This is a genomic window from Streptomyces sp. NPDC036815 (assembly GCF_055609205.1).
In genome coordinates this window covers 56,751-78,943 of sequence record NZ_JBVJPW010000002.1, presented here as the reverse complement: position 1 = coordinate 78,943, position 22,193 = coordinate 56,751, and the positions used below count along the sequence as shown (strand labels likewise).

The window sequence follows — 22,193 nt, the reverse complement described above, 5'->3', positions numbered from 1 at the left end:
CGCTTATTGACGCAGATCAGCTGGTTGACGGGCAGTTCGACCACTAACGGCGTCCGTGAAGCCGTCCGTCCGCATACGGTGCCGTTTTTAGCTCTCCGCCCTGCAGGGGGTCGGCAAGCTGTGTCAGTGCGTGCACGGCTGCGTCCATACGGTCTGGCGAATCCATCCCGGCCACCCAGGTCACCATCTGCTGCTCAAGCGTGGGCCACTCGCCGACGTGGTGCACCCGCCCCTGCTCGTAGAGCTGGGCGATCGGCTCGGCCCGCAGCCGCTTGCCGCTCTTGGCGGTCACGGGCAGCACGGCGGGCATAAGCATGTTCTCGGTGCGCTGCTCGCGGGCGAGCTCCTGCCACGCCTGGTGGAGGATCTGGCTGCTCATGTCGCCGCCGAAGTTCGATTCGACCACGATGGCGTCAGCGCGCAGCTCGATGGCGAGTAGACACGCTTCACGGCCCCACGCGTCGGCGCCACGATTGCCGGAGCGGTCGTCCAGGACGTAGAGGTGGCCGTCGCGGTCGCGTGCCGCAGCCACGATCCCGGTCTCGTCGCCGACGGCGGACTCGCCGCCCGCGGGGTCGATGGCGACAACGATCCGCGTCAGGTCGATGCCGCGGAACTGTGCAGCGGTGACACGGTTGTTGGTGATCCAGGGCCACTGCCACACGCCGCCGTCCTGCGGGCGCGGCTGCTGCATGTACAGCGACCACCACACCCGTTCGCCCACCGAGCGGCGGATCTCTGCGAGCGCGTTGGTGTCATACCGCTCGGGCCACAGCGGTGCGCCGACCGAACGGCCGAGGGCGTCGTCGTCCGACAGGGCGAGGGCGGGCAAGTCGATGACGGTCCATCGGTCGCCCTCATCGGCCAGAACACGGCCGGCGAGGTCGTCCTCGTCCCAGCGGGTCTGGATCAGGATGACCGAGCCGCCGGGTTCGATGCGGGTCAGCAGAACGGCCTGCCACCACTCCCACAGCCGCTTCCGCATCGTGGGGGAGGACGCTTCGGCCGCGTCCTTGATCGGGTCATCGACCACCGCCAGGTGCGCGCCCTTGCCGGTGAGGCCGCCGCCGACACCGGCCATGACCGCGCCGCCCTCGGTGCCGGTGAGGTCGAAGCGGTTGGCGGCGGACGAGCCGGGCCGCAGGCTGATGCCGAGCTGCTGGTGGTAGTTGAGGATCGCGTCCCGAATCCATCGGCCGTGATCGTCAGCCAGGTCGGACGAGTAGGAGGCGATCATCACCCGGTGCTCGGGACGGCGCCGCAAGTACCAGAGCGGCGCCCACCGGGCGGCGCGGCGGCTCTTGCCGTGCCGGGGCGGCATGGTCAGCAGCAGCCGTGTCGGCTTGCCTGCGGCGACCTGCTCGAAGGCGGCGTCGATCAGCCCCAGGTGCGGGGCCTGCATCTCCCGCCCGTCGGTGAGCACGGCGGCCATCGCGCCCGGTGAACGGTCCATCGCCAATTCCCGCTCGATACGGAGAAGTCGAGCGCGGAGCTGAGGGCTGGAGGCGGCGGCTATCTCACGGCGACGCTGGGCGGGCAGCGTCCGATAGAGGTCGAGGACCGCCGCTTCCTCAGCCCTCCCCACCCTCGCCGCCAGCCAGGTGGATCAGGCGCTCCAGCTCCTCCAAGCCCGCGGTCTCGACCTGGACGGCGCCACCGTCCGGGCCGGACAACTCCGTGCGCACGGGCCGGTCCAGACCCAGGAGACGGCTGCTGCGCTCGATGATGCGTACTGCGCGGTCGACGGCCTGGTAGTCGCCGTTGCGGATCGCGGCCCGGTAGACGCCGAAGAAGAGTCGCTCGAGTCGCTCCACCATGAGCTGGCGCAGCTCGTCGGCGCTCTCATCGAGGGCCGTAGTGCGCTCGGCGAGTGCTTTGGAGACGTCCTTGCAGGCGAGCTCGATCAGCCGCTTATCTGTGGGGGGTTCCTGGCCGCGTTTGCACTTGTCGATGCCGTACCCCTGGGGGTAGGCAATGCCGTCGGAGTTGATGGCCGGGTCAGCGGCGAGCTTGCGGCCGATGGTGAGCCAGTCCACCCCGGCGAGCTTCAGATCTATGGCGTCGGCGCGGCGCTGGGTGATGGCAGCCCGTGTGGCCCGGTTGGGGCGGCCCATGACACAACTCCCTGGCCCCGCGCCCGCTCTCCATGATCCCGCACCGGAGCGCCGGTCCGGGAATTCCTAGTGCTGAGCTTCATCGCTGGGCATAGCGCGGTGTGGCAGAGCGTGACCCGGAATCGGCAGGCAGGATGCTCACCCTGCCCTGGCTGTCTGAGGCTCCTGCTACAACTTCCTGGGCGTCGAAGGGGCTGACGCGGATCCGCAGGGCCGCTTCCGTCTCATGAGGAGGAAGCAGTAGATGGGGAACCCAACTTCGATGAGAGGCAAGTGAGTTGCGCTATAGCGAAATGACCGAGAGGGGCAGGGCCTCCTATCTCGCGGCACACCCGAACTGTGTGATCTGCGGGCATGTCGCGCGTTCTGTCGACCACGATCACGCTACTGATCTTGTGCGTGGTGCGCTCTGTCAGAGATGCAACAGCCGTCTCGGGTCGTTGGAGGCGGCCCTTCGTATCCCGCCACGAAAGTTTCAGTCCCTTGCCGGCGACCTACATCGAGCCTACGCACTCACCGGCTCCGTGGACCTGAGTCGGTTTTCCAATGACTTTCCTTATATGGGAATTTCTGAGAAGGAATACCTCAAGCGACTGGCCGCCGTACAGTCGCAACTGACTCAACGGTATGTGTATTGGGCTGAGATCGTGCTTGAGCCGCTTGACCGTGACACGGTGTGGACCAAGACAGGCCCTCTCATCGACGATGAAGAGGTCGAGAAGGTTCTGGCACGCCTGAAGGATCCCAGGCGAGTGCCACCGCACCTGAGGATCTCGGTTGCCTTTGAGGCGGACGATGGGGTGAACTCTCCGGGGCCTCGGGGTCTGACGTTCGCGCATCACACTCCGGGGGCGCTGGAGTATCTCGTCGAGTTACGGCGAGCCGGCGACACGTCGAGCGTGCAGCCATCCGGTTACGAAGGGAAGCGCCATGCCTTCGTGCGTTACGTGGTGCCCATCCTGCTGAGTCGCTCACTGACATTGTCGGAACTGCGGGCAACGGGCTGGGTGACTGACGAACCGGCCGACGCTGAGGAGCTCCGTACCGTGATCGGTGAGGCATACTCCCCGCGGTGGGTTGACCTCGCCGTGCGTATCGCCTTGGAGGATCTAGACGGGGACCTGCCCGATCCGCGTTGGTCTGCCTTCACCAAGGCCCGTTGGCATTGGCAGAAGTTGTGTGCGTACTGGTGTAGCCGGAACTCCAGTGATGCGAGTGCGTGAGGACACCGGCCTGTATCCGTCCTCACGCACAATCACATCTGCCAGGCCGCAGTGCCCTGCTATGCGGGGCATGGCTGATCACGCTGAGGGACAGCCCTTAGCCAGCTGGCTCAGGGCAGTGTCAGCTGTTCCGGCCCACTCTCGATCGAGCTGTGTGGCGGGATGGATGTGGCATCGGGGAGGCTCCGGTTGATTCTCAGCCACCACGCGAACTGCCAGTTCCTGCACGTGCGATGAAGTCTTGCGCTCCTCTTGGGAGCGTCGTGCGGGATGGAGTGCTCGCCCCAGCCAGTGATGGGGCGGGCGTTGCTGAGCCGTACGCCGAGGCCGCGGACGAGTGCCTCGCCGTCCCAGGTCTCGCCGGGTGCGTACTCGAAGGCGAGATGTGCGTTGCGGGACCAGTCCCAGGGGATCGGCAGTGCGCACAAGTACCAGGCTGCGGGCGGGTTCTCGGGTGGTAGGTGCAGCGTTTGGTATCGCAGTTTGGTGCTGACGTGGGGACGGTCGCATTCGGCGAACGTCTTCAGGCAGTGTTGGGTCAGGTCGATGTCGCGTATGCCGGCCAGCCACATGATGCTGTATCTGTCGCGGGCTTCGATGTCTACGCGAACGCGGCCTGATTCCGCCCCCATTTCCACTTGCTCACTCCTCTAGTTCGGAATTCCTTTCCTTGGTCAATTCTATCAAAATTGACGATATTCCGTCGTGCTTGTTGTGTCGGAATTCATTGGGGTAGGGCATGTTGAATTCCTCGGAAAATGCCTTCTCGTAGTCCGCGTCGGGGAGGGGGTGCGGCTTGCGGCAAGTCGCCTTCACGGTGGCTCGGGTGGTGTCGCTGATCTGCACGTCCTCGAAGTAGCGGGACAGGAGTCCGCGTAGCGACTCGGGGGTGTGGTAGCGGATGCGCTGCCACTTGCCGCGCACGAACCGCATGTCGACGTTCTCGGAGTCCAGAAATGCGAGCCGGGTGGAGTCGCGGCTGATCGAGTGGTCGGAGTTCTCGTACGCCACCTCACGGTCCAAGTTCCTGGTCCCGATGCAGACTTGTCCGTCGGCGGCGCACAGGGCATTCACAGTGGTGAGGACCCAGTGCTGGTAGTCCAGGCTCGTGGTGGCGTTGATGACCGAGTCGAGGACGACGACCTCGTACAGGCCGTTCTCGCGGAGTTCGCGTTCGATGCCGCGGAGTTGGCCGACGATGGTGCGGATGTCGATGGAGTACTTGCCCTTGAGGGTGCGGTACGGCTCGTAGTCCTGCACGCGGTAGCCCTTGGTACGCAGGTGGCGGGCGTAGTCGCCGTGGCCGGCGCCGAAGTCCACGACGCGGTCCGAGGTGGTGAGCCACGGAAGTACGAGCCGTTCCCACACCTCGGACTTGTAGCGGACCTTGTCGGCCTTTGCCTTGGAGGAGTGCTCGCGCAGCCGGTTGGGCTGCACGATGTGCTGGTTCCACACCGGGGCCTGGTCCTCCAGGCCGGACCAGTCGTACACGCCGTACTCGCCCGTCAGATCCTGAACCAGATGCCCGGCATCGAAAGAGGCGACCGTCCAGGCGAGCACGTCGAAGCGTTGGGACTTGGCGACGGCCGCGTACTCGGCGTTGAGGACGATGCGGCCCTGGTCATCGATGACGACCGAGCCCCACGGGCCGTGGGCGGCGGTCATGAAGCCGATCGCCTGCTGGAAGGGGAGGTTCTTCGACTCCTCGACCTCGATGGTCTGCCACGGAATCCAGCACCACTGTCCGATCGGTCCCGGCTCTGCGTAGACGACGGACGACTCGGTCTCGACCCGGTTGTGGAGGAGATTGAACTTGATCTCGTCCTGCAGCCGCACCTTCTGCGGCAGGATCATCGCCGGGGTCGTGTCCAGGCCGACCGCCTTCAGCCCCTTGGTTCGCTGGTGGCCCGCGACCAGGGTCCCGTCGGCGTTGAGGATCACAGGCTTGACCACACCGTGCCTGCGCAGCGACGCCTGCAGCCGAACGAAGGCGTCCTCGGACAGGCGCCGCGGGTTGTAGTCCGCGGGCCGCAGCTTCGACAGCGGATAGGCGGGATCGAAACGGACGTCGAGGCTCTTCACGCCGCAGCCCCTTCTTCGGCGCGGTGTTCGTCGTTGAGGACGTGCCAGCCGAAGCCCATGTCGGAGTCGTGATGGTCCACGAACGCCTTGTACAGGGCGTCGAGGAGTTCGACCTCGGCCTGGGTGATGCGCACCCGCGTGGAAGACCACTGGAGGTAGCCCCACTGGAGGTAGTCGACGGTGGCCGCCGCGCCGGTGCCAGCGCCGTCGCTGGGCAGCTCGATCGGCTCGGGCAGCGCGGTCTCGTCCAGGAGCTGATCCAGCTGGTCCTGGTCGTAACCGGTGCCCTTCAGGTCGGGGAGGTCCTGGAGGATGTCCGCCAGCAGCAGGGTGTCGTACCCGGCGAGGTCGGAGGTGCGGTTGTCGACGACGACGATCTTCGCGGCCGTGTCGTCGTCGACGTCGAGCCAGGTGACCGCAATCTCGGTCCAGCCAAGCTGCTTGGCCGCCTTGAAGGTGTGATTGCCGGCGAGGATCTCGTTGGGGCGGCCCGTCAGAGTGCCGCGGTTGACGACGATCGGCTTGTACTGCCCGTGTGTGGACAGGGACTCGGTGATCGAGTCGAGGTCACCGGTACGCGGATTACGGTGGTACGGCGCCAACTCGGCGATGGTGACGGCGAGATCCGCGAGCGAAGCCGGGATGCGGGTGGCGGTGGGCATGAGGCTCCAGCCCCACGCCCGTTATCGAGCCTAGGTGATCAGGCGATGGCCCTGGTCCTGCTGACCACCCGGAGTGCCAGCGGATTCGGACGAGTTGGACTGGCGCCCTTGCGGGGCTCCCGGCGTGGGCGTATGCACGAGGAGCCCCGCCTTCATGAAGGAGCTGCACGCGTGACCTTTCACGGTACGACGATCCGCCTGACCCCGTTGGACTCGTCCCTGCACCTGATCGACCGTGGCCCCGTGGTCTTCACGGACGTGAGGATCAGCCTGGAGACGGAGCAGGAGTGGCTTACCCACGAAGGGGAAGCCGACATGGAAGATGACGAGCATCCGCAGGAGTGGACTGCGCTGGATGTGGAGATCAGTGGCCTGGGGCCAGGAGCTCTGGATGCGCAGACGCTCAGCGATCTGGTCACAGCCGCGACCCGTACGAGCATCGCGGCTGTCGAGGTGTGGGGCGAGGGCACGGCGGATGAGCGGTGGCCGTGCTGGGTGGCGCCGTGGGTGGACTTCGAGACGATGGGCGCGTGTGTGGCCTGGCGAGGGAACGAGGTCCGCTTCGGGGGGAGCCTCTTCGCTGAGCTCTGGGGGTGGCGTTCAATCCCGCCCGCCGAGTCGAACGGACTTCAGGTGCCCTTCGAGCCGAGCTTGAAGGTGCAAGCTGGCGCCCTGTGGGCGAATGGGTTCACAGATGCGCCTCCGCCCGTTGCGACGCCGCGCGGTGAGTGGGGAGGGATCATCGAGCGGGGCAGATGGACGGGGCACATTCCGGGGCGTATGCCCGCGTGAGGTAGTCGGCCGCCCTCATAGGGCGGTCAGGCATGCAACCGGCGATACGCGAGCTGGATCGCCTCGACGTACTGGGCGAACTCGACGGTCGTGTTCTTCCGGTTGACGGCGCTGGTGTCGCCGTTTCGGAAGAATGCTGCCCGCTGCGCCGTCGACAGCTCCAACTGGAGCCCTTGGCCTGCGAGGTTACGGTTGCAGATGTTGCGGGGATTGCGCCCGGCCCGGTCCGGTGAGGCCGCCTGCACGCTGAACCCCGCACGCCGCAGCGACCGTGTGACCCAGAGCCCCAACTGCTCGTCCAGGCCGCCAACTTCGGTGAGCTTGTCGCTGCTGTGGAAGCCGTGCCACGACACGGTGCGCGCCATGTCAGCCTGAAGAGCCTCACACAGGGGTTCATCGAAGCGGGATGACGTGATGTGCAGGACTCGATTCGTCGAGTCCTTCTTCTTCCCGTGAAACGAGTAGTAGTTGTGGCTGTCACCGGCCGCTGCGTGCGCGACCTCGGTGGTGCCGACCTCGATACCGCCCCCGTGTACAGCCAGATGCGCCAGGTCGGAGCCGGGTACGCGGCGCACTTCGCGCGACCAGTCGACTCCTTCAGTTTCGTGAGCGGCGAGTTGCGCGAAGCTCTTGTACGTGTCGACTGCCATTGTGCGGCTGCTGAGGTTCACGGTGCGGCGGGCGCTCCGATGTAGCGGGCGTAGACGTCGGTGGTGTCCTCGCTGTCGCTTCTGATCGTGGCTTCGAATGCGCCGGCCGGGCGGAACGCGGCGAGCTTGCCGGTTCGGATGCGATGGGCCTGGTTGGAGGCCCGGTTGCTGTTCGGGTGCGTGTCGACGTGGGCCCACTCGCGGGGCCGGTCGCGCAGCGCCGCAGCCGTCTCGTATGCCTCGTGCGGGTGGCGCTTGTCGGGGAGGGGCTGGAATCGGGCGTGCATTTAGCGTTCTCCGGCGTGGTGCAGGGTGGATTCGGCGAGCTGCCGGATGCGGGCCGAAAGGCGCCACTGATCGTCGGTGAGGTGCTCGCACAGCGCGTTGGCCAGGCGGGCGATCTCGGTGAGCGCCTGCCCGGGGAGCGGGCCCGGTGTGAGGGCGTGGCCCTGATGGTCGGTAGCGGGATTCATGGCTTCTCGCTGGTGGTCAGCGGTTGTTGCAGCGACAGGTGTTGGTGATCGGGTTGAACCAGCTGTCGCAGGAGCTACACCAAGTCGCCCCGGGCATGGGCGGGATGGCGGTGTCCTGCTTGGAGCTGTAGTGCACGATGCGGGTCCTTGGTCAGAAGGAGTCGGGAAGTTGGGCTCGGGGGCCGTCGGGGGCCAGGACAGTGACGATGCGGTCGAGGTCCTTGGGTCGCCACAGCGCGGTTTCGAATCCGCACGCCTGGAGGTGGTGGAGCCAGTCGCGTTGGGCGGGGCGTATGCGCCCGGTGTCCGACTTGAACTCGGCGAAGATGACGCGCTTGGCCTTGGGGTGGCCGTAGACCTCGTCGGGCCATCCGGCGTCGCTGCGCTGCGAGTTGTGGGTGTGGTAGGTGAGGGTCCAGCCGCGCAGGGCGGCAATCTTGCGGACGTGCCGACGGAACTGTTCCTCGGTCACGGAGTGCTCCGGCGGCGACGAGGGGCGTCGGCCTCAAGGAGGACTGCGCGGTGGGCAGCGGCGTCCGGGTCGGGCTGCGGCGTGCTCCGCTGGGGCGTGGCTGTGGGCGAGAGCCGGGGGCGGCGGTGGCGTTCCTTGAGGAGTTCGGGCAGGGGACGCCGGGTTTCCTCCCAGAGGATCTCGTGCAGCGGGCGCCCATACCGTTCGGCGATGTGAGCCAGGTACAGGTCGTCGTGCGCGACTGGGGGCGTTTCGGTGTGGCGGGTGGCAGGCATCTCTGGTTCTCCATGGGTGGGCCGGGACCCGCTGGGGGCGGGTCCCGGCCGGAGGGGTGGCTCGTATCGGACGAGCCGTTCTGGGCGGGCGGGGCGCGGGGGGTCGCTGCCCGTCCAGAAGTGGGTTGGTGGTCGGGCCGTGCCTGGGCTCGATCACGTGAACGAACCTAACACGACTTTCGATCGCGACCTATTTAAGGTCAGTCGACGATGGCGAGCTCGTCGTCGTAGTACGCGAGCGGTTTGGCCGCGCCGTCCCACAGGACCATGTTGATCCGCTCCCCGGCGAGCGGGGCCTCGGCGTGGCTGACGATGCGGCCGAACGGCCTGAGCTTGTCGCTGGGGGTGGGCTTGGCAGGCGTGACGACTGTGTGCTGGTCGAAGGTCATGACGTGGTCCGTTCGTTCGTGGTGGCCAGGGTGTCGAGAGTGACGCCCCATTCGGCTGTGATGGGTTCGTCGAAGGTGAAGCCCGACGCTCTGTCCTCAAACGTCGTGGCGCGCCAGGAGTCCGGGCCGCCATCTGTGGGGCGCTCGAAGTGCTGGACCGCCTCGTCGGGCAGGACGATGGCGAGGTGGATCAGTTGCGCTGTGGACCACCGGTTGGCGTGCAGGCCCTTGGTCAGGGCTTCACAGACGAGGCCATCTCCGAGATTCATGATGCGATTCCTCCGTTGGGTTGTGACCTATATGAGGTCAAGCGAGCGCGGCGAAGCCCTCGCAGGTCTGGCAGGTGTCGCCGGAAGGGTCGACGCCGTCGGTGCAGTGCGGGCATGCGAGGTAGCGGCCCGCGCCGTGGCACTGGTCGCACTCTCGGGAGTGCTCGTAGGGGCCGAGGAGGAAGGTGATCGTCCCGGAGCCCTCGCACAGGTCGCACTCGGGCGCCAGGGTGCCGAGCACCTCGTAGGCGTCGACGATGGTCGTGGCGGTCAGCGTGATTCCCCTCTCCGGGTCCGCCTGGGCGTGGTGAACCCTTCCGTCTTGTATAAATTCTACTCTTTTCCATGAGGGTGTCCAGCTCCCCGACGTGACCTCGACCACCACAACTGGCCCTCAGGTCTGCCGAGTTGTATCGCAGTCGAACAGGCTCGGCTGAACAGACCGATCCTGCGAGGCTGCACCGACAGCAAGATCACCGTGTGCCAGGTGCTCGGCGACAGTCCACCGAAGCCACCGTCGGGGCGTTCCAGCAGCCCGGTCCGCAGCGTTGGCAGCAGCCCGCATCGGGCTCGGATCGAGAAGCAGCAAGTGAGGCTTGACCTGATGCACGGTGCCGTCGTCATGCACCCACACGTCACAGACCTCGCGGTCCGGGCGGATCAGCATCGCCAGGCGGTGGATGTCCCCCCACCCCGGGTGTAGGCCACCCGGCTTCACCCACAGCCATGTCCCCGGCCCGATATCGCCCGGGCCGCGGGGAACATGCCGGAACGGCGGCCGCTGACGCCGCTTGCGCCGCACCTTCGCCGGCCCCGACGGCGGATAGTGCGGATGCGCCTGGTGGTACTGGTGGATCTCCTCAGCCTGCGCTCGCAACTTGTCGGCTGGGCTGTAGCAGAGCGGCCCGGTGTGCCAGCTGCGCGGACACCGAATCTCCCAGTAGGTCGGGGACCCACACTGGCACCTGCCCATCGTCAGGTAGGCGCTCGCCGTAGCACAGGGCCACTCCGTGTGGCAGGCACGGCAACCCCACGGCTCAGACCTCGTGTTGGGAAGATGCTCGCCCGGTAGGTAGAAGGGGCGCGGGGGAACGTATGCGACCACGGCTCAACCCACCGCATGACGCAGGAGCGCCGCCGCCGCACCTTGGATCTGGGCCGCCGTCCAGGTGCATCCGCTGAACGACAGCCGACAGACGGCATCCTGCCCCTCACGCAAAACGAGCGTGCACGCACCCCGATGAGAATCGAGCGCCACATACTGCCCGGCAACATCGGAGTTGGGCAAGCGCAGGGTCCAAGGACGCACCCGCAGGGCCCCGTCATCGGCGGCGTCAGGGACCTGATGGCCGATCGTGTTGAGCAGCAGGTCGTCACTGTGGCGGCAATGCCCGTAACAGGTCAAAGACGCCATGATCGTCGTCACCACCACGAAGACATGCCGGGTGAACGAAGTGCGCTGCCTGCTGCGGACCACGACGTGCGGCGCCGGAGCGTAGGGAGTGCGGTGCATCCAAAAGCCTTCCCCGATGCCGTCACGGTGAGCGCGCCCCAGATCCCAGCCCCGGGCGTGACGCAGTCTGAACCAGTCCCATATCTGCCCGTTGTTGTCGCGGTAGTGCGGATCGTCGGGGTCATCAGTCATCCACAGGCGGGTGACCGGGGTCGCGGTGGACGAGGGCCCGTCGAGATAGGTGGTGTCGACGCGCGCGAGGACCTTCTCCGCGTTGAACGGCACCACAGGCGCCAGCGACGGCGTCAGGGGCTGGCGCATGATGGGGCAGCTCTCGCAGGCCCCTGCCCTTGTGCAGGAACCGAAGCCTCCCCACCGGGCGCGCCGCGTGTCGTAGCTGTCCAGAAGAGCCGGGTAGGAGGTGGGCAGCAGCGCGCACTGTGGGGCGCCTGAGCCGATGTGCGCGTTCAGGCTGAGCCGGTTGTATCCCTTGCCGTCACGGGGGCGTTCAGGATCGGGGGCAGGCAGGTAGATGGGCATGAAGGTGCCTTTCCGAAGGGGAGAGGTCAGAGTTCTCCGCGACCGCGGCCGGGGAAGACGAGGAGCGCGACCAAGACCCGGCCGGCTCCGGGATCGTCCGGCTCCGCGTAGAGCCGCCCGATGATGAAGTCCTCTTCGAGGAGGCGCTCCAGGACCTGGAGGCACTCGGATGCCTCCCCGAGCCGACGCAGGTCTTCATCAGGCTCATGAGCTTCCGGGGTGTGCCAGGTCAGGAGCACGGCGGCCATGCCCTCCACCAGAGTGGGTTGCGTGCGCCAGCCCTGCCGGTTCGCCTGCGGCGCATACGGCAAGAAGTGCTGCCGGTGCAGGGCGCTGCGGACGTCGTTGAGCAGCGTGTCCAGGGACAGTTTCATCAGAGTGGGGTTCCTTCCGGAGGGTCAGAACAGCTCGTCTTGGCCCTCGATGTCGCCGGGCCGGATGGCGGGCCTGGGGGAGGGGCGGCTTTCGTGGACGGGGGCACCGAAGAGGGCTTCGGTGCCGTATCTGTCGGGCTGTGCGGGCACGCGTACCGGCGCGCGAACGGGCAGCTGATGTGCGGCGGCAAGGTCGAAGTCGGCGGGCTGCATGCCGCTCCACTCCGGTCCGGCACTCACGCGGGGAACTTCCTGTCCGAGGAGGCTTCGAGGGCCGCGTCCGCCCAGTCGTGTACGAGGGCGGTGGCTGCGCGGCTCGCGGCCTCTCCGCGCGGCAATCCGTCCTCGAGGTGCTTCAAGTAACGGCCCGCGGTGACGTCCAACGCGGTGGACGAGGTGAAGGTGGCCAGCAGGCGTTCGGGATCCACACCGTGTGCATGGTTGAGGGCTTGGGCGGCAATCGCGGCGATCGTGCCGATGTCCTTGCCGAGCAGCTCGGCCTGCGCGGGAGTGAGGGGCGCGCTGAAGCGCATGACGAAATGGCCTTCCGGTGCAGTGCTGTTGGTGGTGAGAGCCGGGGGCGGGCGCTGTCGCCCGCCCCCGGGGTGGAGTGACGGTCAGGCGGCAGCCAGCTCGCGCTCGGCACTGACGTCCTCAGCGGTGCCGTCCGCCTCGGCCTCCGGATTGACGGTGACCAGCTCGCGGGCCTCGGCGTGCGCCTTGGCCTGCTTGAGCTGGAACCGCGCCTTGGTCAGCGACTCCGCGACCCGGTCAAGCTGGTCCAGGCGAGCGCCGACCTGCGTCTCCAGCGTCTCCGCGAGCTTCATCGGCTTCGTACGGGCGATCTCGTCCAGCAGCTCACGAACCTGCTCGATCTTGTCGAGCGTGCTCCGGGTCTTCTTCTGCGCGGCGGCGCGCTCGGTGCGCTGCTCCTCGGTCATCTCCTCGACGACCAGCAGAACCGCCTGGTCCTGCTGCTGCTTCATTGCATAGGCGAAGTGCACGATCTCGTTGTCGGAGGCGAACTCGCCGCGTACGAACTTCGAAAGGACCGAGCCCTGGTTGGCGAGGTTGAGCGCGGCGATCTGCACGCCTGCCTGCGTGCCGATCTTCCCGTCCTGCACCAGTTCCTGAATCTCGATACGCAGGTCCAGCAGTGCCAGGCGCAGCTTCACGTACGTGGTGGTCTTGGCGAAGTCAGCGGCCACGGACTCGATGGTCGCGCCCTCTTCTTCATCCAAGATCCGCTGGTAGCCGTGGGCCTCCTCGAACGGCGTCATGTCCTCACGGGTCACGTTCTCCGACATCGACCGCTTGAACCGCCGAAGCTCGTCCTTCTCCGAGATGATCGTGGCGCGGATCTTGGTGCGGCCCAGGATCTGGTGTGCGCGCCAGCGGCGCTCTCCGGCGACGATCTCGTAGCCGCCCTTCTCGTTGTCGGGGCGGACCTCGATGGCCTGCATGAGGCCGTACTTGTCGATCGACGTGGCCAGCTCGTTCAGCGCGTCCTCGTTGAAGTACTCGCGCGGCTGACGCGGGTTGCGGTGGACCTGGCTCATCTTGAGGACGCGCTGCACGGGATGCTCCTTGGAGTAGGTGGTGAGGTTTCTTGCCCTCACCGTGTACCTAAATTCTACTCTTTATGAGGGGGGTGTCCACTCCCGGCAACGCACCCAGGAGTGACCTCAGTCACGCAGCATCAGGGCTCTGACCTGCGGGGACGAGGGGCCCTCCGGTCGGCTCACGCCCAGGGCTTCGTCCATGAGTTCGGCACGACCATAGCTCCGCGGCAGTGCGAGCCCGACGGCTTCGGGTTCCTGCTGTGACCGTCACCGGTGGGTGGCCAGCTTTTGCCGCTAAGCCTCAGGTCATGGGTGCCCGTCAGTGATACCTGGCCACGGTTGTCACTCGATGTCGGTCGCAACAGCTGTGACGCTCAACATGAGTTGGCCAACGATTCCAGCAGCTCTGGGACAGTCCGTTTTCACCCGGGCTGATCAGGTGAAGTGGAGCGGCGCGGACGGAGAACTCGGCGTCGGGGGGCGCCGCACGGTCCAGACTGCGGATCCGTTCACCCCTTCTGCTTTGCGATGCGAGGTATCCCAGGCATGCGACGGACCTTCCTGACTGCCCTGACCGTGGCCACCGCGCTCTGTGGCCTGCCCACCACACAGACCGCCACCGCCTCCCCGGCCGTCTCTCAGCGGGCGGCAGCGCAGGCCGGACCCGAAGAGCACTGCGGCAGAATCCATACGCTCGACGGCGGTCGCACCAACAAGGCCAACGTCAAACTGTGCGCGAAGGTCGACGAGGCAGGCCAGTTCATGACCATCGCCACGGGATCCAACTGCTGGAACCTCACCGGCAAATGGAAGCACTGCGACATGTCCGGCACGTGGAAGATGCTCCGCAACGGTGAGCAGGTCGCCGACGGGACGGTGAACCGCTCCCTTCCGTATGTCGGCCCCGGCACCTACACGGTGGTCGCCGACGTTTCGGCGCACGCCCACAACAACGAACCGCTCAGCGGAACCCACATCGAGGGCACGGTGACAAGCACCTTCACCCTGACCAGCCCGAGGAAGGACCTGCCCTTCACCGTCGAGACGACACCGAAGCGTCGCGACGTCTACGCCGAGACTCCCTTCACCGTCACCGTGACCAGCAACGGCGAGGCCAAGGGGCGCCTCACATTCGATGGCCATGGAATCTCATCGACGACCCCGGGCTGTGGAACGGCCGAGCCGGGCAGGGGCCGCCCAGCAAGGGTCAGGTGCCAGATCGCCAAGGGCGAGAAGAAGACGGTCGAGCTGACCGCCCGCCAGCTGACCGAAGACGAAATGCGGTCCAGAGAGTGCGCCATCCGCTGGCAGGTGCAGTGGGCCAACGGCACCCAGGGGCACACCATGCAGGACGTCATCCGCTGCCGCTAGGGCAACACATGGTCCAGCGGCCCTCCGTGACTCCGGCGGCCCAGCCTGTACCCCTGACAGGTGGGCCTGACCCGATGCGATGGTTGGCCGCTCGGCCCCTCCTGGACCCTCACTGATAGACAGTGGCCACCTATCGGTGACGGTCAAACCTGCACCGCGCCCGCCAAGAAACAGAAGGTGAGGATGTTACTCGGGACGGCTCGGCGCGATGAGGCGGAGATCCACACGCGCCTGAAGCATCGGAGCGGCGAGATAGCTCAGGCGCGCGTCACCTTCGTGGAGGGCGACTGGCCCGTCCGGTATTGGCGGCACTACTGGTGGGACCCGGCATGCTTTGAGCCGCGGTGAGACAGCGGGCAGCCGCCCATCCGCGCGGTGCCGAGGCGTTGTCACCACTGTCCGCGAGCGTTTCGAGAGGCGGCTGGATGCGGTGGCCGATGTTCTGGGCTGTATTGGCCCCTTCAGCCCTATGACCCCTGTGGGTGCCGGACTGTCTCCGGCACCCACAGGCGTTCTCGGTCTACTGCTCGGTTGAACCGTCTTTACGGTTCGCCCAACTGCGCCACCGGCGTGCCGACATGGGCATGGCTGCGCTGATGGCGCTCTGGCAGGCAGCGCGGATCGGGCAGATGCGGCACACCCGGTCGGCCAGTTCGGGCGCGACGGGAGTGTGCGAGTTACCGTCTTTCAACGGATGCTCCGCACACAGGCCGTTGGTCCATGCGATCGGCTGCGTGATCGCGGCGGCTTCGCCGTGAAGGCCGCTGAGGACGCGCACGATCCCTGTGGTATCGGTCTCGGAGCCCGCCCGTCGTGGGCTGGGCAGGTTGGCGAGCGCCTTGATGCGCTCTTCGTCAATCACTTGGCCCCCTTGGAACGCCAGGACCGGGGAGTGCCCGGTTCCTGCGCAGTGGCTGTCTCTGCGGACAGCCGCCGCTCCGAGGCCAGGCCCTCGGCGTATTAGGCGCGTCCCCCTTGTACCTGGCGCCGTTTGGGGTCAGTGCCCCATTCCCCCGCCGCCGTCCACCGGTACGACTGCGCCGGTGATGTAGGAGGCTTCCTCGCTGGCGAGGAAGCTCACCGCGGCTGCGATCTCCTCCGGTCGCGCTGAGCGGCCGAGCGGGATCTGCTCGTGCATCGCTGCGATTCGCTCCGCGGGCAGCGCAGCACTCATGTCGGTCTCGGTGAGCCCCGGTGTCACCACGTTGGAAGTGATGCCGCGCGAGCCGTACTCGCGGGCGATGCTGCGTGCGAAGCCGATCAGTCCTGCCTTGGCCGCCGCGTAGTTGGACTGGCCTGCCTCGCCGTGCAGAGCGACTGTGGAGGAGATGAATACCATCCGGCCCCAACGGGCGCGCAGCATGCTCCGGCTGGCGCGCTTGGCCACCCGGTAGGCGGCCGTCAGGTTGGTGTCCAGGACGCTGGTGAAGTCGTCCTCGGTCATGCGTATCAGCAGCTTGTCGCGCGTGATGCCTGCGTTCGCCACGAGCACCTCCACCGGCCCGTGTTCGGCTTCTATCTTCTCGAACGCTGTCTCTACCTGTTCAGGGTCGGTGATATCGCACGGCACTCCCAGCAGGCCGGCGGGGGGCTGTCCCGACCGGTAGGTGACGGCGACCCGATCGCCGCGCTTCGCCAGCGACTGGGCCACGGCCAGGCCGATACCTCGGTTGCCGCCGGTGACGAAGACGCTTCGGCTCATGAGGGAAACACCTCTCGGTTCAAGGTCGTGCGAATCGTGCCGCGGCGCGCGCTCCGGGGGTGACGTCCACGTTGAGTGAGGGCGGGGAGCGGGGCTCCCGAGCGGCATGAAGATCAACCTTGCCCGAAAATGAGAACGTTCATAACGATTCTGCGGGTACTGGGAGTAGGGGAACCGGTAGCGGCACGACGGGTTTTGGTATCCTCGGGCAATCTCTTGTCCGGATTTGTCTGCCATGGGTGGCATGCGGGACACCTTGAGTGATGTCTCGTTGTCCCTGAAGAGGCGTTAAGGTCTCGTAAATCTTTTCTGCATCTTTACCTTTGGGGGCTGTACTTTCATGGCGCATCTGCCGCAAAGTGCGCGCATGCTGCGCGCGTGGCGCAAAGCGCGCGATCCGAGGGCTGTGGCCGGGTTCACGGCGGCGTTCGGAACTCCTCGCCGAAAGGGCCTCACGCAGGCACAGGTGGCAATCCTTGCTCAGGTTTCGGAGGGCTGGTACTCCAAACTTGAACGAGGCGTACCAGAGGCGTACAGCGAGGAGTTCCTCGAATGCCTGGTGCGCGTCCTCGGCTTGAATGAGCATCAGCGCACCCACCTCTTCCTTGAGGTGACCAGCCGTGCGCCCACGCCCCGTCCTCGGCCTGACGCCAGTAGCGTCGACCCGGCTCTGAGGGACATCGTTATGAGTCTGTCCGTGCCGGCGTACACCTTCGACAGCAACAACTGGGATGTCCGCGTCTTCAACGAGGCGGCAGGCCGTGAATTCCCTTTCCTCTACCCCGGGTTGAACATCATGGAGTGGTGCCTCGCTTTCCCCGAGGCGCGTATCCAGTTGATCAACTGGGAAGAGGACTGGGCCAAGCCCATGGCGTCGCAGCTGCGCATTGCCGCGCGGGCCGACCCTGAGAACCAACGCCTGGCTCAGGTGATCGAGCGCATCAAATCTGGCAGCAAGGACGCGCGCCGCATTCTGGAAGAGGACGTCACCGCCATCACGCACCCGGACGGCGACAGGCGGCGGTTGTACCTGCCCTTGCGTGACGAAGAGATCGAGGTCGAGTTCGTCATGTTGGGGCGGATGCGCGACACCATCCGTGTCATGGTCATCCGGCCGACCAGTGACGACTACCTCGCCAGAGAGGCCATTCCGCCCGCCAACTCAAGCATGCTCGAAGGCATTTCGGCCGCGCCGGACGCGGCGTAGGCGGCCGCGACTTGGGTGAACAGGCGCTCCGGATGCGTCCAGTTGCCGACGTGGCCCGCGTAGACCAGGCGGGCCGCGTCGGCCAGGGGCACGCCCTGCTCCGCGTACTGCGTTGCCGAAGTCTCCACTTGCTCCAACTGGTCGCGGATCTCCACGACTCCGGCACGGCCCAGCAGTGGCCCGTGTCCAGGTACGAACACATCGGCGCCGGTGTCTAGCAGCGCCTGGCAGGCGCGGATGCAGCCTCTCAACGACATCGACCACACGACCATGTGTGCCTGCGAGAACAGCGCATCCCCGGCGAAGACCACGCGCTCTTGCGGCACGTACACCGCAACGTCGCCTGCGCTGTGCCCGGCCCCAAGGTCCAGCAGCTCCACCAGAGCCGTTCCGACCTTGAGTTCCTCCCGCCCTGTGAAGGTGCGGGTGGGCTCAGTGACGTGAATGCCGCTGAAGTCGAAGTGCCCGAAGTGGGCGGCGACGTATGCGCCCAATGCTGTCGTATCCCCGATGGCGCACAGGGCAGTCAGATGCTCGGGCCTCAGCTCGCTGCAAGCATGGCGGGCCGAACGCTCCGACGTGATGATCTGCGCGCCCTCAACGAGCTGATTGCCCCAGGTGTGATCCCCGTTGGCGTGTGTGTTCACGACTGTGGAAATCTCCGAGCCCGGCAGGGCCGCGGTGACGGCACTCAGCAGACTGCGCGTCGCCTCAAGCGTGTACTGCGTGTCGACCAAGAGGACTTGGCCGTCGCTTGCGATCACACCGGAGTTACTGAACCCCCAGCCCGACCGGTCGTTGATCCACGCCCATGTCGTGGCGGACAGCTGCTGGAGGGCAGAGGAAGGCACTGAAAAGATCCATTAAAACTAGAAAGAATGACAGAGCATGATAAATCGGCGGCGCATTGGAAGTGGAGGTCCCGCCGAGGTGAGCCGGAACAAGCTGGTGCCGGGCTGCTCCACAAGGCTTGGGCGCGGGGCCGAGACGCGCCGAAGGAGGGCTTCGGTGACCCTGCGGGCCACTCCACCGTGCTCTGGCGAAACGTCAGGAGCTCGCCTGGGCGTGTGCAGGTGCAGAGGTCTTACCGGGCTGAGGGGCCTAGCGCCACTCGATCCGCAGCCGGGCCTTGGGGTCGCGGTGCCTGCCGCGTCCCGATGCGAGGACGCGCACCTTGACGATCAGCACGCCGACCAAGGCCCGCTGCCAGTTTCGAGGCGCCGACGTCCACCACGCGGCCAAGTCCGAAACATCCGCGATCGGAACGTCAATCAGTTGTTCCAGATAGCGCAGACGACTCCGCGCATCACGCATGTCCTGCCGGGTCGCCTTCTCCGCGGCCTCGTACGCCGAGGGCACCAGCACGTCGCGCATCTCGCGCAACTCTGCGAAACGCTGCTCTGCCCCCTCGACGTGTACCTTCAGTCGCTCAGCTTCCTCACGCAGATCGGCCAGCAGGCGCGCCACCCGTTCCTGGGTGCCGGGCCGGAGCAGCTCGGCGAGTACTTCCTCAGCCACCGGGTCTTCGAGCCGGTCGGCATTGATCCGGACTCGGCCGCACGATGCTTGGCCGGCGCGAGGCGGAGGACAGCGGTAGGCCGGGTCGCCTCCGCTCGTCACCCGCGTGCCCACCATGTTCCAGTCGCACAGGCCGCACTCCGACAGCCCCTCGGTGAGCAGGTAGTCGAACGCCTCGCGTGCTGGAGGCTGTTGTTCCGCCTGCTCGGCGAACAGAGAGAGCAGGCGCCGATATTCGTCCGGCGTCAGAACCGTCTCGCCGAAGCCCTCGATGTGCTCGCTGTCATCATCCAGTCCCGCCATGCGCGGGTTGCTCAACACGCGCACCAAGACCTCAGGCGCCCACTCGTTGCCGTGCGTGGTGCGATGCCCCTGCGCGTTGATGAACCGGCATGCCTCGGCTCTGCTCTGCAGGTCGAGCAGCATCGAGGCGGCTTTGCGCAGACCTGCCGCCTCCTGGGGGTGAAGCCCCCCGTGGCGGCTCAGGTAGCCAGTCAGCCGTGCCATGCGTCTCCATCCGATTACGAGCCGATCGCCTGCCCAATAGCGACCCCTTAGCCCGGTAATAGGTCACGATAGCTTCACCGTGTAAGAGGTGTAGACAATTGGCTCCCGGATAGAAGGTGACAAAGTCGTTTGCGCACGTCAAAGCCACGCGTCACCGGCCAGTCGTGAGACACATCACCCAAACCGGGCGCCCAGAAGTGGAACCTCCGCTGGCTGGCCCGCACTCCCAAGTGCCCCGCACGGAGAGACCGAAGCGCACCCGGGGCATCCGGCTCGGGCATCACGGGCCCGCTCCGCAACGCCCTACGGCAGCCCCAGCGTCTCCCACAACGAGACCGTCGCGACCTTCTGTGTGCGCCCCAAGGGAATCAGCTTCGCTGGGAAAGCATCCGCCTTGATCAACTCGTACGCCTTGTCCGCGCCGATACCCAACGCGCGCGCAGCCGTCGCCACGCTCACCGCGGCCGGCAGCGACCGCAACTCCGTGACAGACATCCCGCCTTGCGCGCGCACCGGCACACCAGGAGCAGCCAAAGAAGAGGACAAAGGTGGTCACATCCCTCAACCCCGCGCCACCTGACCGGAAGCATACGGCGTCCAAGGAAACGTCTCCTTGGCTACAGCAAGATCAGGACGCGTAAGGACAACCCGGCACAAACCAGGGGACCACGCGTGTTCAAGGGCAGCACCTACCGCCGATGCAAGTGCACCGAACCCAAACTCGACGACCAGGGGCAGCCCGTCCTCGACAGGAACGGCACCCCCAAGGTCCGCGAACTCGGCGCCGACTGCCCGAAGCTGAAGCGATGGGACCACGGCTCCTGGTACTACTACATCAATCTTCCCGATGGCCCTGGAGGCGAACGCAGGCGCCCACGCAAGGGAGGCTTCGAGAGCTCCAAGAAGGCTGAGGAAGCGGCGCAGAAGCTCTGGGACGAAGCCACCGGCGGCATCGACATCGACTCCAAGGAGACCGTCGCCCAGTACCTCGACCGCTGGCACGAGAAGCGCGTCGACCTCAAGCGCCGAACCCGCAGCGATTACCGCGACTTCATTGAGCGCATCTTCAAACCTGCCCTCGGGCACCTGACTATGCGCGAGCTCCGCGACCGCCACATCCAGGAGATGTTCAAGCGGATATGGGAGTTCAACAAGGTCAAGGAAGCCAACCGCCTTGCCGCCCAGCAAGCCAAGGCCATCTGCGACGCCGCCCACAAAGCTTGGCGCCAAGCTCCCACCCCGCGACCGCCAGAGCTCCGCCAGGCATGGCACCAGGCCCGCGACGCCCTCAAAGAAGCCCGCACCCTGCCACGCCAAGACACCGGTCCCGGTACCCAGAAGAAGTACCTCGACTGCCTCTCCGCCGCCCTTTCCGATGCCGTCACCGAAAAGCTGATCACGCAGAACTGGGCCAAGCTCGTCGTCATCCCTAAGTACGAGCAGCCAGAACCGCTCGTGTGGACCGACGAACGCGTAGCCCGCTGGCGCGAGACCGGCGAGAAGCCCAGCCCGGTCATGGTCTGGACCCCCGAGCAGACCGGCGAGTTCCTCGACGCAGCCGTCACCCACATCCACTACGTCATGTGGCACCTCATGGTGTTCCGCGCGCCACGCCGCGGAGAGGCAACAGGACTGCCCTGGACCGAACTCGACATGACCAAGGGCGTCGCCAACCTCTCCGAGCAACTCGTCACCGACTCCTCCAACGCCGTCTGGGAAGACACCCCCAAGAGCCGCGCCGGTAGACGGGCCGTCACTCTCGACCACGCCACCTTCGCCCTCCTCGTCGCCTGGCGCGACGTCCAGAAGGCCCAGCGAGCCGAATGGGAGGCAAAGCACCGCCAGTGGCAGCAGGCCACTCCGGAGCGCCGACACGAACTAAAGGCGTACGACCACCCGTACGTCGACTCCGGCAAGGTCTTCACCCAACCCGACGGCCGACCCCACCACCCCAAGAACGTCTCCCAATCCTTCGACCGCTTCATCGCCCGCCTCGGCCTCCCGCCGATCCGACTCCACGACCTCCGCCACTGCGCGGCCTCCCTCAGCCTCGCCGCCGGCCTGTCCATGAAGGCCATTCAGGCTCTGCTCGGCCACAGCAGCTACCAACTCACCGCCGACACCTACACCTCGCTCATGCCGCAGTTCGAACAGGCCGCCGCCAACGCCCCCGTCGACCTCGTGCCCCGCCGCAACGCCATCCCCAAGCCAGCCGACCCCGCGTCGTCCACCACACCCGCCACGGAAGCCCCGGCCGTTGCAGAGTCTCGGGTCGCGGCGGAGGCCCCAGCCGCTCAGGAACGCCCGACAGTTGCGCAGCCGCAGCCGCAGCCGCAGCCGCAGCCGCAGCCGGTGTCCGTCTCGGAACCAACGCGGGAGGAATCGGCCGTCAGCTCTGGTCGTCAGCGCGGACACCTGCGACTCGTGTCCTCTGTCCCCCGCGAAGGCGCATCCGGAGCCGCCTAGGAGGCTTGTCCCCCGTCTGTCCCCCGGAACGCAAAAAAGCCCCCTCGGAGTGATCTCCGAGGGGGCTTTCTTACCCTGTTTTGCCTGGTCAG

The 22,193-nt window shown here is 66.4% G+C and carries 28 protein-coding genes and 1 pseudogene; 6 read left to right on the top strand and 23 right to left on the bottom strand.

From position 1 onward, the window contains the following. Nucleotides 1-43: 43 nt before the first annotated feature. Both ACZ69I_RS06550 and ACZ69I_RS06545 read right to left on the bottom strand, forming a co-directional pair. Complete coding sequence (locus ACZ69I_RS06550; protein WP_470830736.1) at nt 44-1,453, bottom strand: terminase large subunit domain-containing protein; 1,410 nt, start codon at nt 1,451-1,453, stop codon at nt 44-46. A gap of 118 nt (nt 1,454-1,571) precedes the next feature. After that, the gene (locus tag ACZ69I_RS06545) at nt 1,572-2,114 is read right to left on the bottom strand and encodes a hypothetical protein (protein ID WP_470830735.1); all 543 of its coding nucleotides are present in this window, start codon (nt 2,112-2,114) and stop codon (nt 1,572-1,574) included. 293 nt (nt 2,115-2,407) lie between these two features. Between ACZ69I_RS06545 and ACZ69I_RS06540 the strand changes: the two are divergent. Beyond that, a pseudogene (locus ACZ69I_RS06540) lies at nt 2,408-2,548 on the top strand (endonuclease domain-containing protein); the annotation flags it as partial. A gap of 126 nt (nt 2,549-2,674) precedes the next feature. Continuing rightward, nucleotides 2,675-3,337: a hypothetical protein gene (locus ACZ69I_RS06535; protein WP_470831082.1), complete on the top strand. Its 663-nt coding sequence runs from the start codon at nt 2,675-2,677 to the stop codon at nt 3,335-3,337. 110 nt (nt 3,338-3,447) lie between these two features. Here ACZ69I_RS06535 and ACZ69I_RS06530 read toward each other — a convergent pair whose 3' ends face one another. From ACZ69I_RS06530 to ACZ69I_RS06520, 3 genes are read right to left on the bottom strand one after another with little or no spacing between them, the layout of a single operon-like run. Then, complete coding sequence (locus tag ACZ69I_RS06530; RefSeq protein WP_470830734.1) at nt 3,448-3,975, bottom strand: hypothetical protein; 528 nt, start codon at nt 3,973-3,975, stop codon at nt 3,448-3,450. Nucleotides 3,976-3,979: 4 nt separating this feature from the next. Beyond that, nucleotides 3,980-5,419, bottom strand: a complete 1,440-nt coding sequence (locus tag ACZ69I_RS06525) for a methyltransferase domain-containing protein (protein ID WP_470830733.1) — start codon at nt 5,417-5,419, stop codon at nt 3,980-3,982. Then, nucleotides 5,416-6,081, bottom strand: coding sequence for a ParB/RepB/Spo0J family partition protein (locus ACZ69I_RS06520; RefSeq protein WP_470830732.1), 666 nt, complete (start codon nt 6,079-6,081; stop codon nt 5,416-5,418). The genes ACZ69I_RS06525 and ACZ69I_RS06520 overlap by 4 nt, the downstream gene beginning before the upstream one ends. Before the next feature lie 171 nt (nt 6,082-6,252). Here ACZ69I_RS06520 and ACZ69I_RS06515 point away from each other — a divergent pair, with 171 nt between their 5' ends. Further along, nucleotides 6,253-6,873, top strand: a complete 621-nt coding sequence (locus ACZ69I_RS06515; protein ID WP_470830731.1) for a hypothetical protein — start codon at nt 6,253-6,255, stop codon at nt 6,871-6,873. 26 nt (nt 6,874-6,899) lie between these two features. Here ACZ69I_RS06515 and ACZ69I_RS06510 read toward each other — a convergent pair whose 3' ends face one another. From ACZ69I_RS06510 to ACZ69I_RS06450, 13 genes are all read right to left on the bottom strand, one after another. Further along, nucleotides 6,900-7,523, bottom strand: coding sequence for a poly-gamma-glutamate hydrolase family protein (locus ACZ69I_RS06510; protein ID WP_470830730.1), 624 nt, complete (start codon nt 7,521-7,523; stop codon nt 6,900-6,902). A 17-nt stretch (nt 7,524-7,540) separates the two neighbouring features. Further along, the gene (locus tag ACZ69I_RS06505; RefSeq protein WP_470830729.1) at nt 7,541-7,810 is read right to left on the bottom strand and encodes a hypothetical protein; all 270 of its coding nucleotides are present in this window, start codon (nt 7,808-7,810) and stop codon (nt 7,541-7,543) included. Beyond that, the gene (locus tag ACZ69I_RS06500; RefSeq protein WP_470830728.1) at nt 7,811-7,996 is read right to left on the bottom strand and encodes a hypothetical protein; all 186 of its coding nucleotides are present in this window, start codon (nt 7,994-7,996) and stop codon (nt 7,811-7,813) included. Nucleotides 7,997-8,147: 151 nt separating this feature from the next. Further along, entirely contained in the window at nt 8,148-8,468 is a 321-nt protein-coding gene (locus ACZ69I_RS06495; protein WP_470830727.1) for a VRR-NUC domain-containing protein, read from the bottom strand. After that, on the bottom strand, nt 8,465-8,743 hold the full coding sequence (locus tag ACZ69I_RS06490) for a hypothetical protein (RefSeq protein ID WP_470830726.1): 279 nt from the start codon (nt 8,741-8,743) through the stop codon (nt 8,465-8,467). Before ACZ69I_RS06490 ends, ACZ69I_RS06495 begins: the two co-directional genes overlap by 4 nt. Nucleotides 8,744-8,943: 200 nt before the next feature. Beyond that, a complete protein-coding gene (locus tag ACZ69I_RS06485; RefSeq protein ID WP_470830725.1) occupies nt 8,944-9,132 on the bottom strand; it encodes a hypothetical protein in 189 nt (62 codons plus the stop codon). Then, the gene (locus ACZ69I_RS06480) at nt 9,129-9,401 is read right to left on the bottom strand and encodes a hypothetical protein (RefSeq protein WP_470830724.1); all 273 of its coding nucleotides are present in this window, start codon (nt 9,399-9,401) and stop codon (nt 9,129-9,131) included. The genes ACZ69I_RS06485 and ACZ69I_RS06480 overlap by 4 nt, the downstream gene beginning before the upstream one ends. 37 nt (nt 9,402-9,438) lie before the next feature. Beyond that, entirely contained in the window at nt 9,439-9,783 is a 345-nt protein-coding gene (locus ACZ69I_RS06475; protein ID WP_470830723.1) for a hypothetical protein, read from the bottom strand. A gap of 726 nt (nt 9,784-10,509) precedes the next feature. Next, nucleotides 10,510-11,394: a hypothetical protein gene (locus tag ACZ69I_RS06470; protein WP_470830722.1), complete on the bottom strand. Its 885-nt coding sequence runs from the start codon at nt 11,392-11,394 to the stop codon at nt 10,510-10,512. 26 nt (nt 11,395-11,420) lie between these two features. Next, entirely contained in the window at nt 11,421-11,768 is a 348-nt protein-coding gene (locus ACZ69I_RS06465; RefSeq protein ID WP_470830721.1) for a hypothetical protein, read from the bottom strand. A 24-nt stretch (nt 11,769-11,792) separates the two neighbouring features. Then, nucleotides 11,793-12,008: a hypothetical protein gene (locus ACZ69I_RS06460; RefSeq protein ID WP_470830720.1), complete on the bottom strand. Its 216-nt coding sequence runs from the start codon at nt 12,006-12,008 to the stop codon at nt 11,793-11,795. Next, complete coding sequence (locus tag ACZ69I_RS06455) at nt 12,005-12,301, bottom strand: hypothetical protein (RefSeq protein WP_470830719.1); 297 nt, start codon at nt 12,299-12,301, stop codon at nt 12,005-12,007. Before ACZ69I_RS06455 ends, ACZ69I_RS06460 begins: the two co-directional genes overlap by 4 nt. Nucleotides 12,302-12,385: 84 nt before the next feature. Then, complete coding sequence (locus ACZ69I_RS06450; RefSeq protein ID WP_470830718.1) at nt 12,386-13,345, bottom strand: ParB/RepB/Spo0J family partition protein; 960 nt, start codon at nt 13,343-13,345, stop codon at nt 12,386-12,388. Nucleotides 13,346-13,906: 561 nt separating this feature from the next. On the opposite strand from ACZ69I_RS06450, the gene ACZ69I_RS06445 reads away from it, so the two are divergent. Further along, on the top strand, nt 13,907-14,701 hold the full coding sequence (locus tag ACZ69I_RS06445) for a hypothetical protein (RefSeq protein WP_470830717.1): 795 nt from the start codon (nt 13,907-13,909) through the stop codon (nt 14,699-14,701). A 520-nt stretch (nt 14,702-15,221) separates the two neighbouring features. Here the strand turns inward: ACZ69I_RS06445 and ACZ69I_RS06440 are convergent. After that, on the bottom strand, nt 15,222-15,563 hold the full coding sequence (locus ACZ69I_RS06440; RefSeq protein WP_470830716.1) for a hypothetical protein: 342 nt from the start codon (nt 15,561-15,563) through the stop codon (nt 15,222-15,224). 135 nt (nt 15,564-15,698) lie between these two features. Continuing rightward, nucleotides 15,699-16,403, bottom strand: a complete 705-nt coding sequence (fabG, locus tag ACZ69I_RS06435; protein ID WP_470830715.1) for a 3-oxoacyl-ACP reductase FabG — start codon at nt 16,401-16,403, stop codon at nt 15,699-15,701. Nucleotides 16,404-16,743: 340 nt separating this feature from the next. On the opposite strand from fabG, the gene ACZ69I_RS06430 reads away from it, so the two are divergent. Continuing rightward, nucleotides 16,744-17,610: a helix-turn-helix domain-containing protein gene (locus ACZ69I_RS06430; RefSeq protein ID WP_470830714.1), complete on the top strand. Its 867-nt coding sequence runs from the start codon at nt 16,744-16,746 to the stop codon at nt 17,608-17,610. Here the strand turns inward: ACZ69I_RS06430 and ACZ69I_RS06425 are convergent. The 3 genes from ACZ69I_RS06425 to ACZ69I_RS06415 form a co-directional block, all read right to left on the bottom strand. Continuing rightward, nucleotides 17,532-18,461 (bottom strand): MBL fold metallo-hydrolase, encoded by a 930-nt coding sequence (locus tag ACZ69I_RS06425; RefSeq protein ID WP_470830713.1) that lies wholly within the window; start codon nt 18,459-18,461, stop codon nt 17,532-17,534. The genes ACZ69I_RS06430 and ACZ69I_RS06425 overlap by 79 nt on opposite strands. A 250-nt stretch (nt 18,462-18,711) precedes the next feature. Continuing rightward, nucleotides 18,712-19,635, bottom strand: a complete 924-nt coding sequence (locus tag ACZ69I_RS06420) for a recombinase zinc beta ribbon domain-containing protein (protein WP_470830712.1) — start codon at nt 19,633-19,635, stop codon at nt 18,712-18,714. 303 nt (nt 19,636-19,938) lie between these two features. Continuing rightward, nucleotides 19,939-20,130, bottom strand: coding sequence for a DNA-binding protein (locus tag ACZ69I_RS06415; RefSeq protein ID WP_470830711.1), 192 nt, complete (start codon nt 20,128-20,130; stop codon nt 19,939-19,941). Between the two features lie 177 nt (nt 20,131-20,307). Here ACZ69I_RS06415 and ACZ69I_RS06410 point away from each other — a divergent pair, with 177 nt between their 5' ends. Beyond that, nucleotides 20,308-22,101 carry a tyrosine-type recombinase/integrase gene (locus tag ACZ69I_RS06410; protein ID WP_470830710.1) on the top strand — a complete coding sequence of 598 codons (1,794 nt, stop codon included), beginning with the start codon at nt 20,308-20,310 and terminating at the stop codon, nt 22,099-22,101. Nucleotides 22,102-22,193 lie beyond the last annotated feature (92 nt).

Bases quoted from the DNA above. Each gene is read 5' to 3' on its own strand.
- ACZ69I_RS06480 (WP_470830724.1), bottom strand. From the start codon at position 9,401: ATGAATCTCGGAGATGGCCTCGTCTGTGAAGCCCTGACCAAGGGCCTG.
- ACZ69I_RS06545 (WP_470830735.1), bottom strand. From the start codon at position 2,114: ATGGGCCGCCCCAACCGGGCCACACGGGCTGCCATCACCCAGCGCCGC.
- ACZ69I_RS06465 (WP_470830721.1), bottom strand. From the start codon at position 11,768: ATGAAACTGTCCCTGGACACGCTGCTCAACGACGTCCGCAGCGCCCTG.
- ACZ69I_RS06500 (WP_470830728.1), bottom strand. From the start codon at position 7,996: ATGAATCCCGCTACCGACCATCAGGGCCACGCCCTCACACCGGGCCCG.
- ACZ69I_RS06430 (WP_470830714.1), top strand. From the start codon at position 16,744: ATGGCGCATCTGCCGCAAAGTGCGCGCATGCTGCGCGCGTGGCGCAAA.
- ACZ69I_RS06550 (WP_470830736.1), bottom strand. From the start codon at position 1,453: ATGGACCGTTCACCGGGCGCGATGGCCGCCGTGCTCACCGACGGGCGG.
- ACZ69I_RS06520 (WP_470830732.1), bottom strand. From the start codon at position 6,081: ATGCCCACCGCCACCCGCATCCCGGCTTCGCTCGCGGATCTCGCCGTC.
- fabG (WP_470830715.1), bottom strand. From the start codon at position 16,403: ATGAGCCGAAGCGTCTTCGTCACCGGCGGCAACCGAGGTATCGGCCTG.
- ACZ69I_RS06510 (WP_470830730.1), bottom strand. From the start codon at position 7,523: ATGGCAGTCGACACGTACAAGAGCTTCGCGCAACTCGCCGCTCACGAA.
- ACZ69I_RS06470 (WP_470830722.1), bottom strand. From the start codon at position 11,394: ATGCCCATCTACCTGCCTGCCCCCGATCCTGAACGCCCCCGTGACGGC.
- ACZ69I_RS06420 (WP_470830712.1), bottom strand. From the start codon at position 19,635: ATGGCACGGCTGACTGGCTACCTGAGCCGCCACGGGGGGCTTCACCCC.
- ACZ69I_RS06485 (WP_470830725.1), bottom strand. From the start codon at position 9,132: ATGACCTTCGACCAGCACACAGTCGTCACGCCTGCCAAGCCCACCCCC.
- ACZ69I_RS06455 (WP_470830719.1), bottom strand. From the start codon at position 12,301: ATGCGCTTCAGCGCGCCCCTCACTCCCGCGCAGGCCGAGCTGCTCGGC.
- ACZ69I_RS06505 (WP_470830729.1), bottom strand. From the start codon at position 7,810: ATGCACGCCCGATTCCAGCCCCTCCCCGACAAGCGCCACCCGCACGAG.
- ACZ69I_RS06535 (WP_470831082.1), top strand. From the start codon at position 2,675: ATGGGAATTTCTGAGAAGGAATACCTCAAGCGACTGGCCGCCGTACAG.
- ACZ69I_RS06490 (WP_470830726.1), bottom strand. From the start codon at position 8,743: ATGCCTGCCACCCGCCACACCGAAACGCCCCCAGTCGCGCACGACGAC.
- ACZ69I_RS06415 (WP_470830711.1), bottom strand. From the start codon at position 20,130: ATGTCTGTCACGGAGTTGCGGTCGCTGCCGGCCGCGGTGAGCGTGGCG.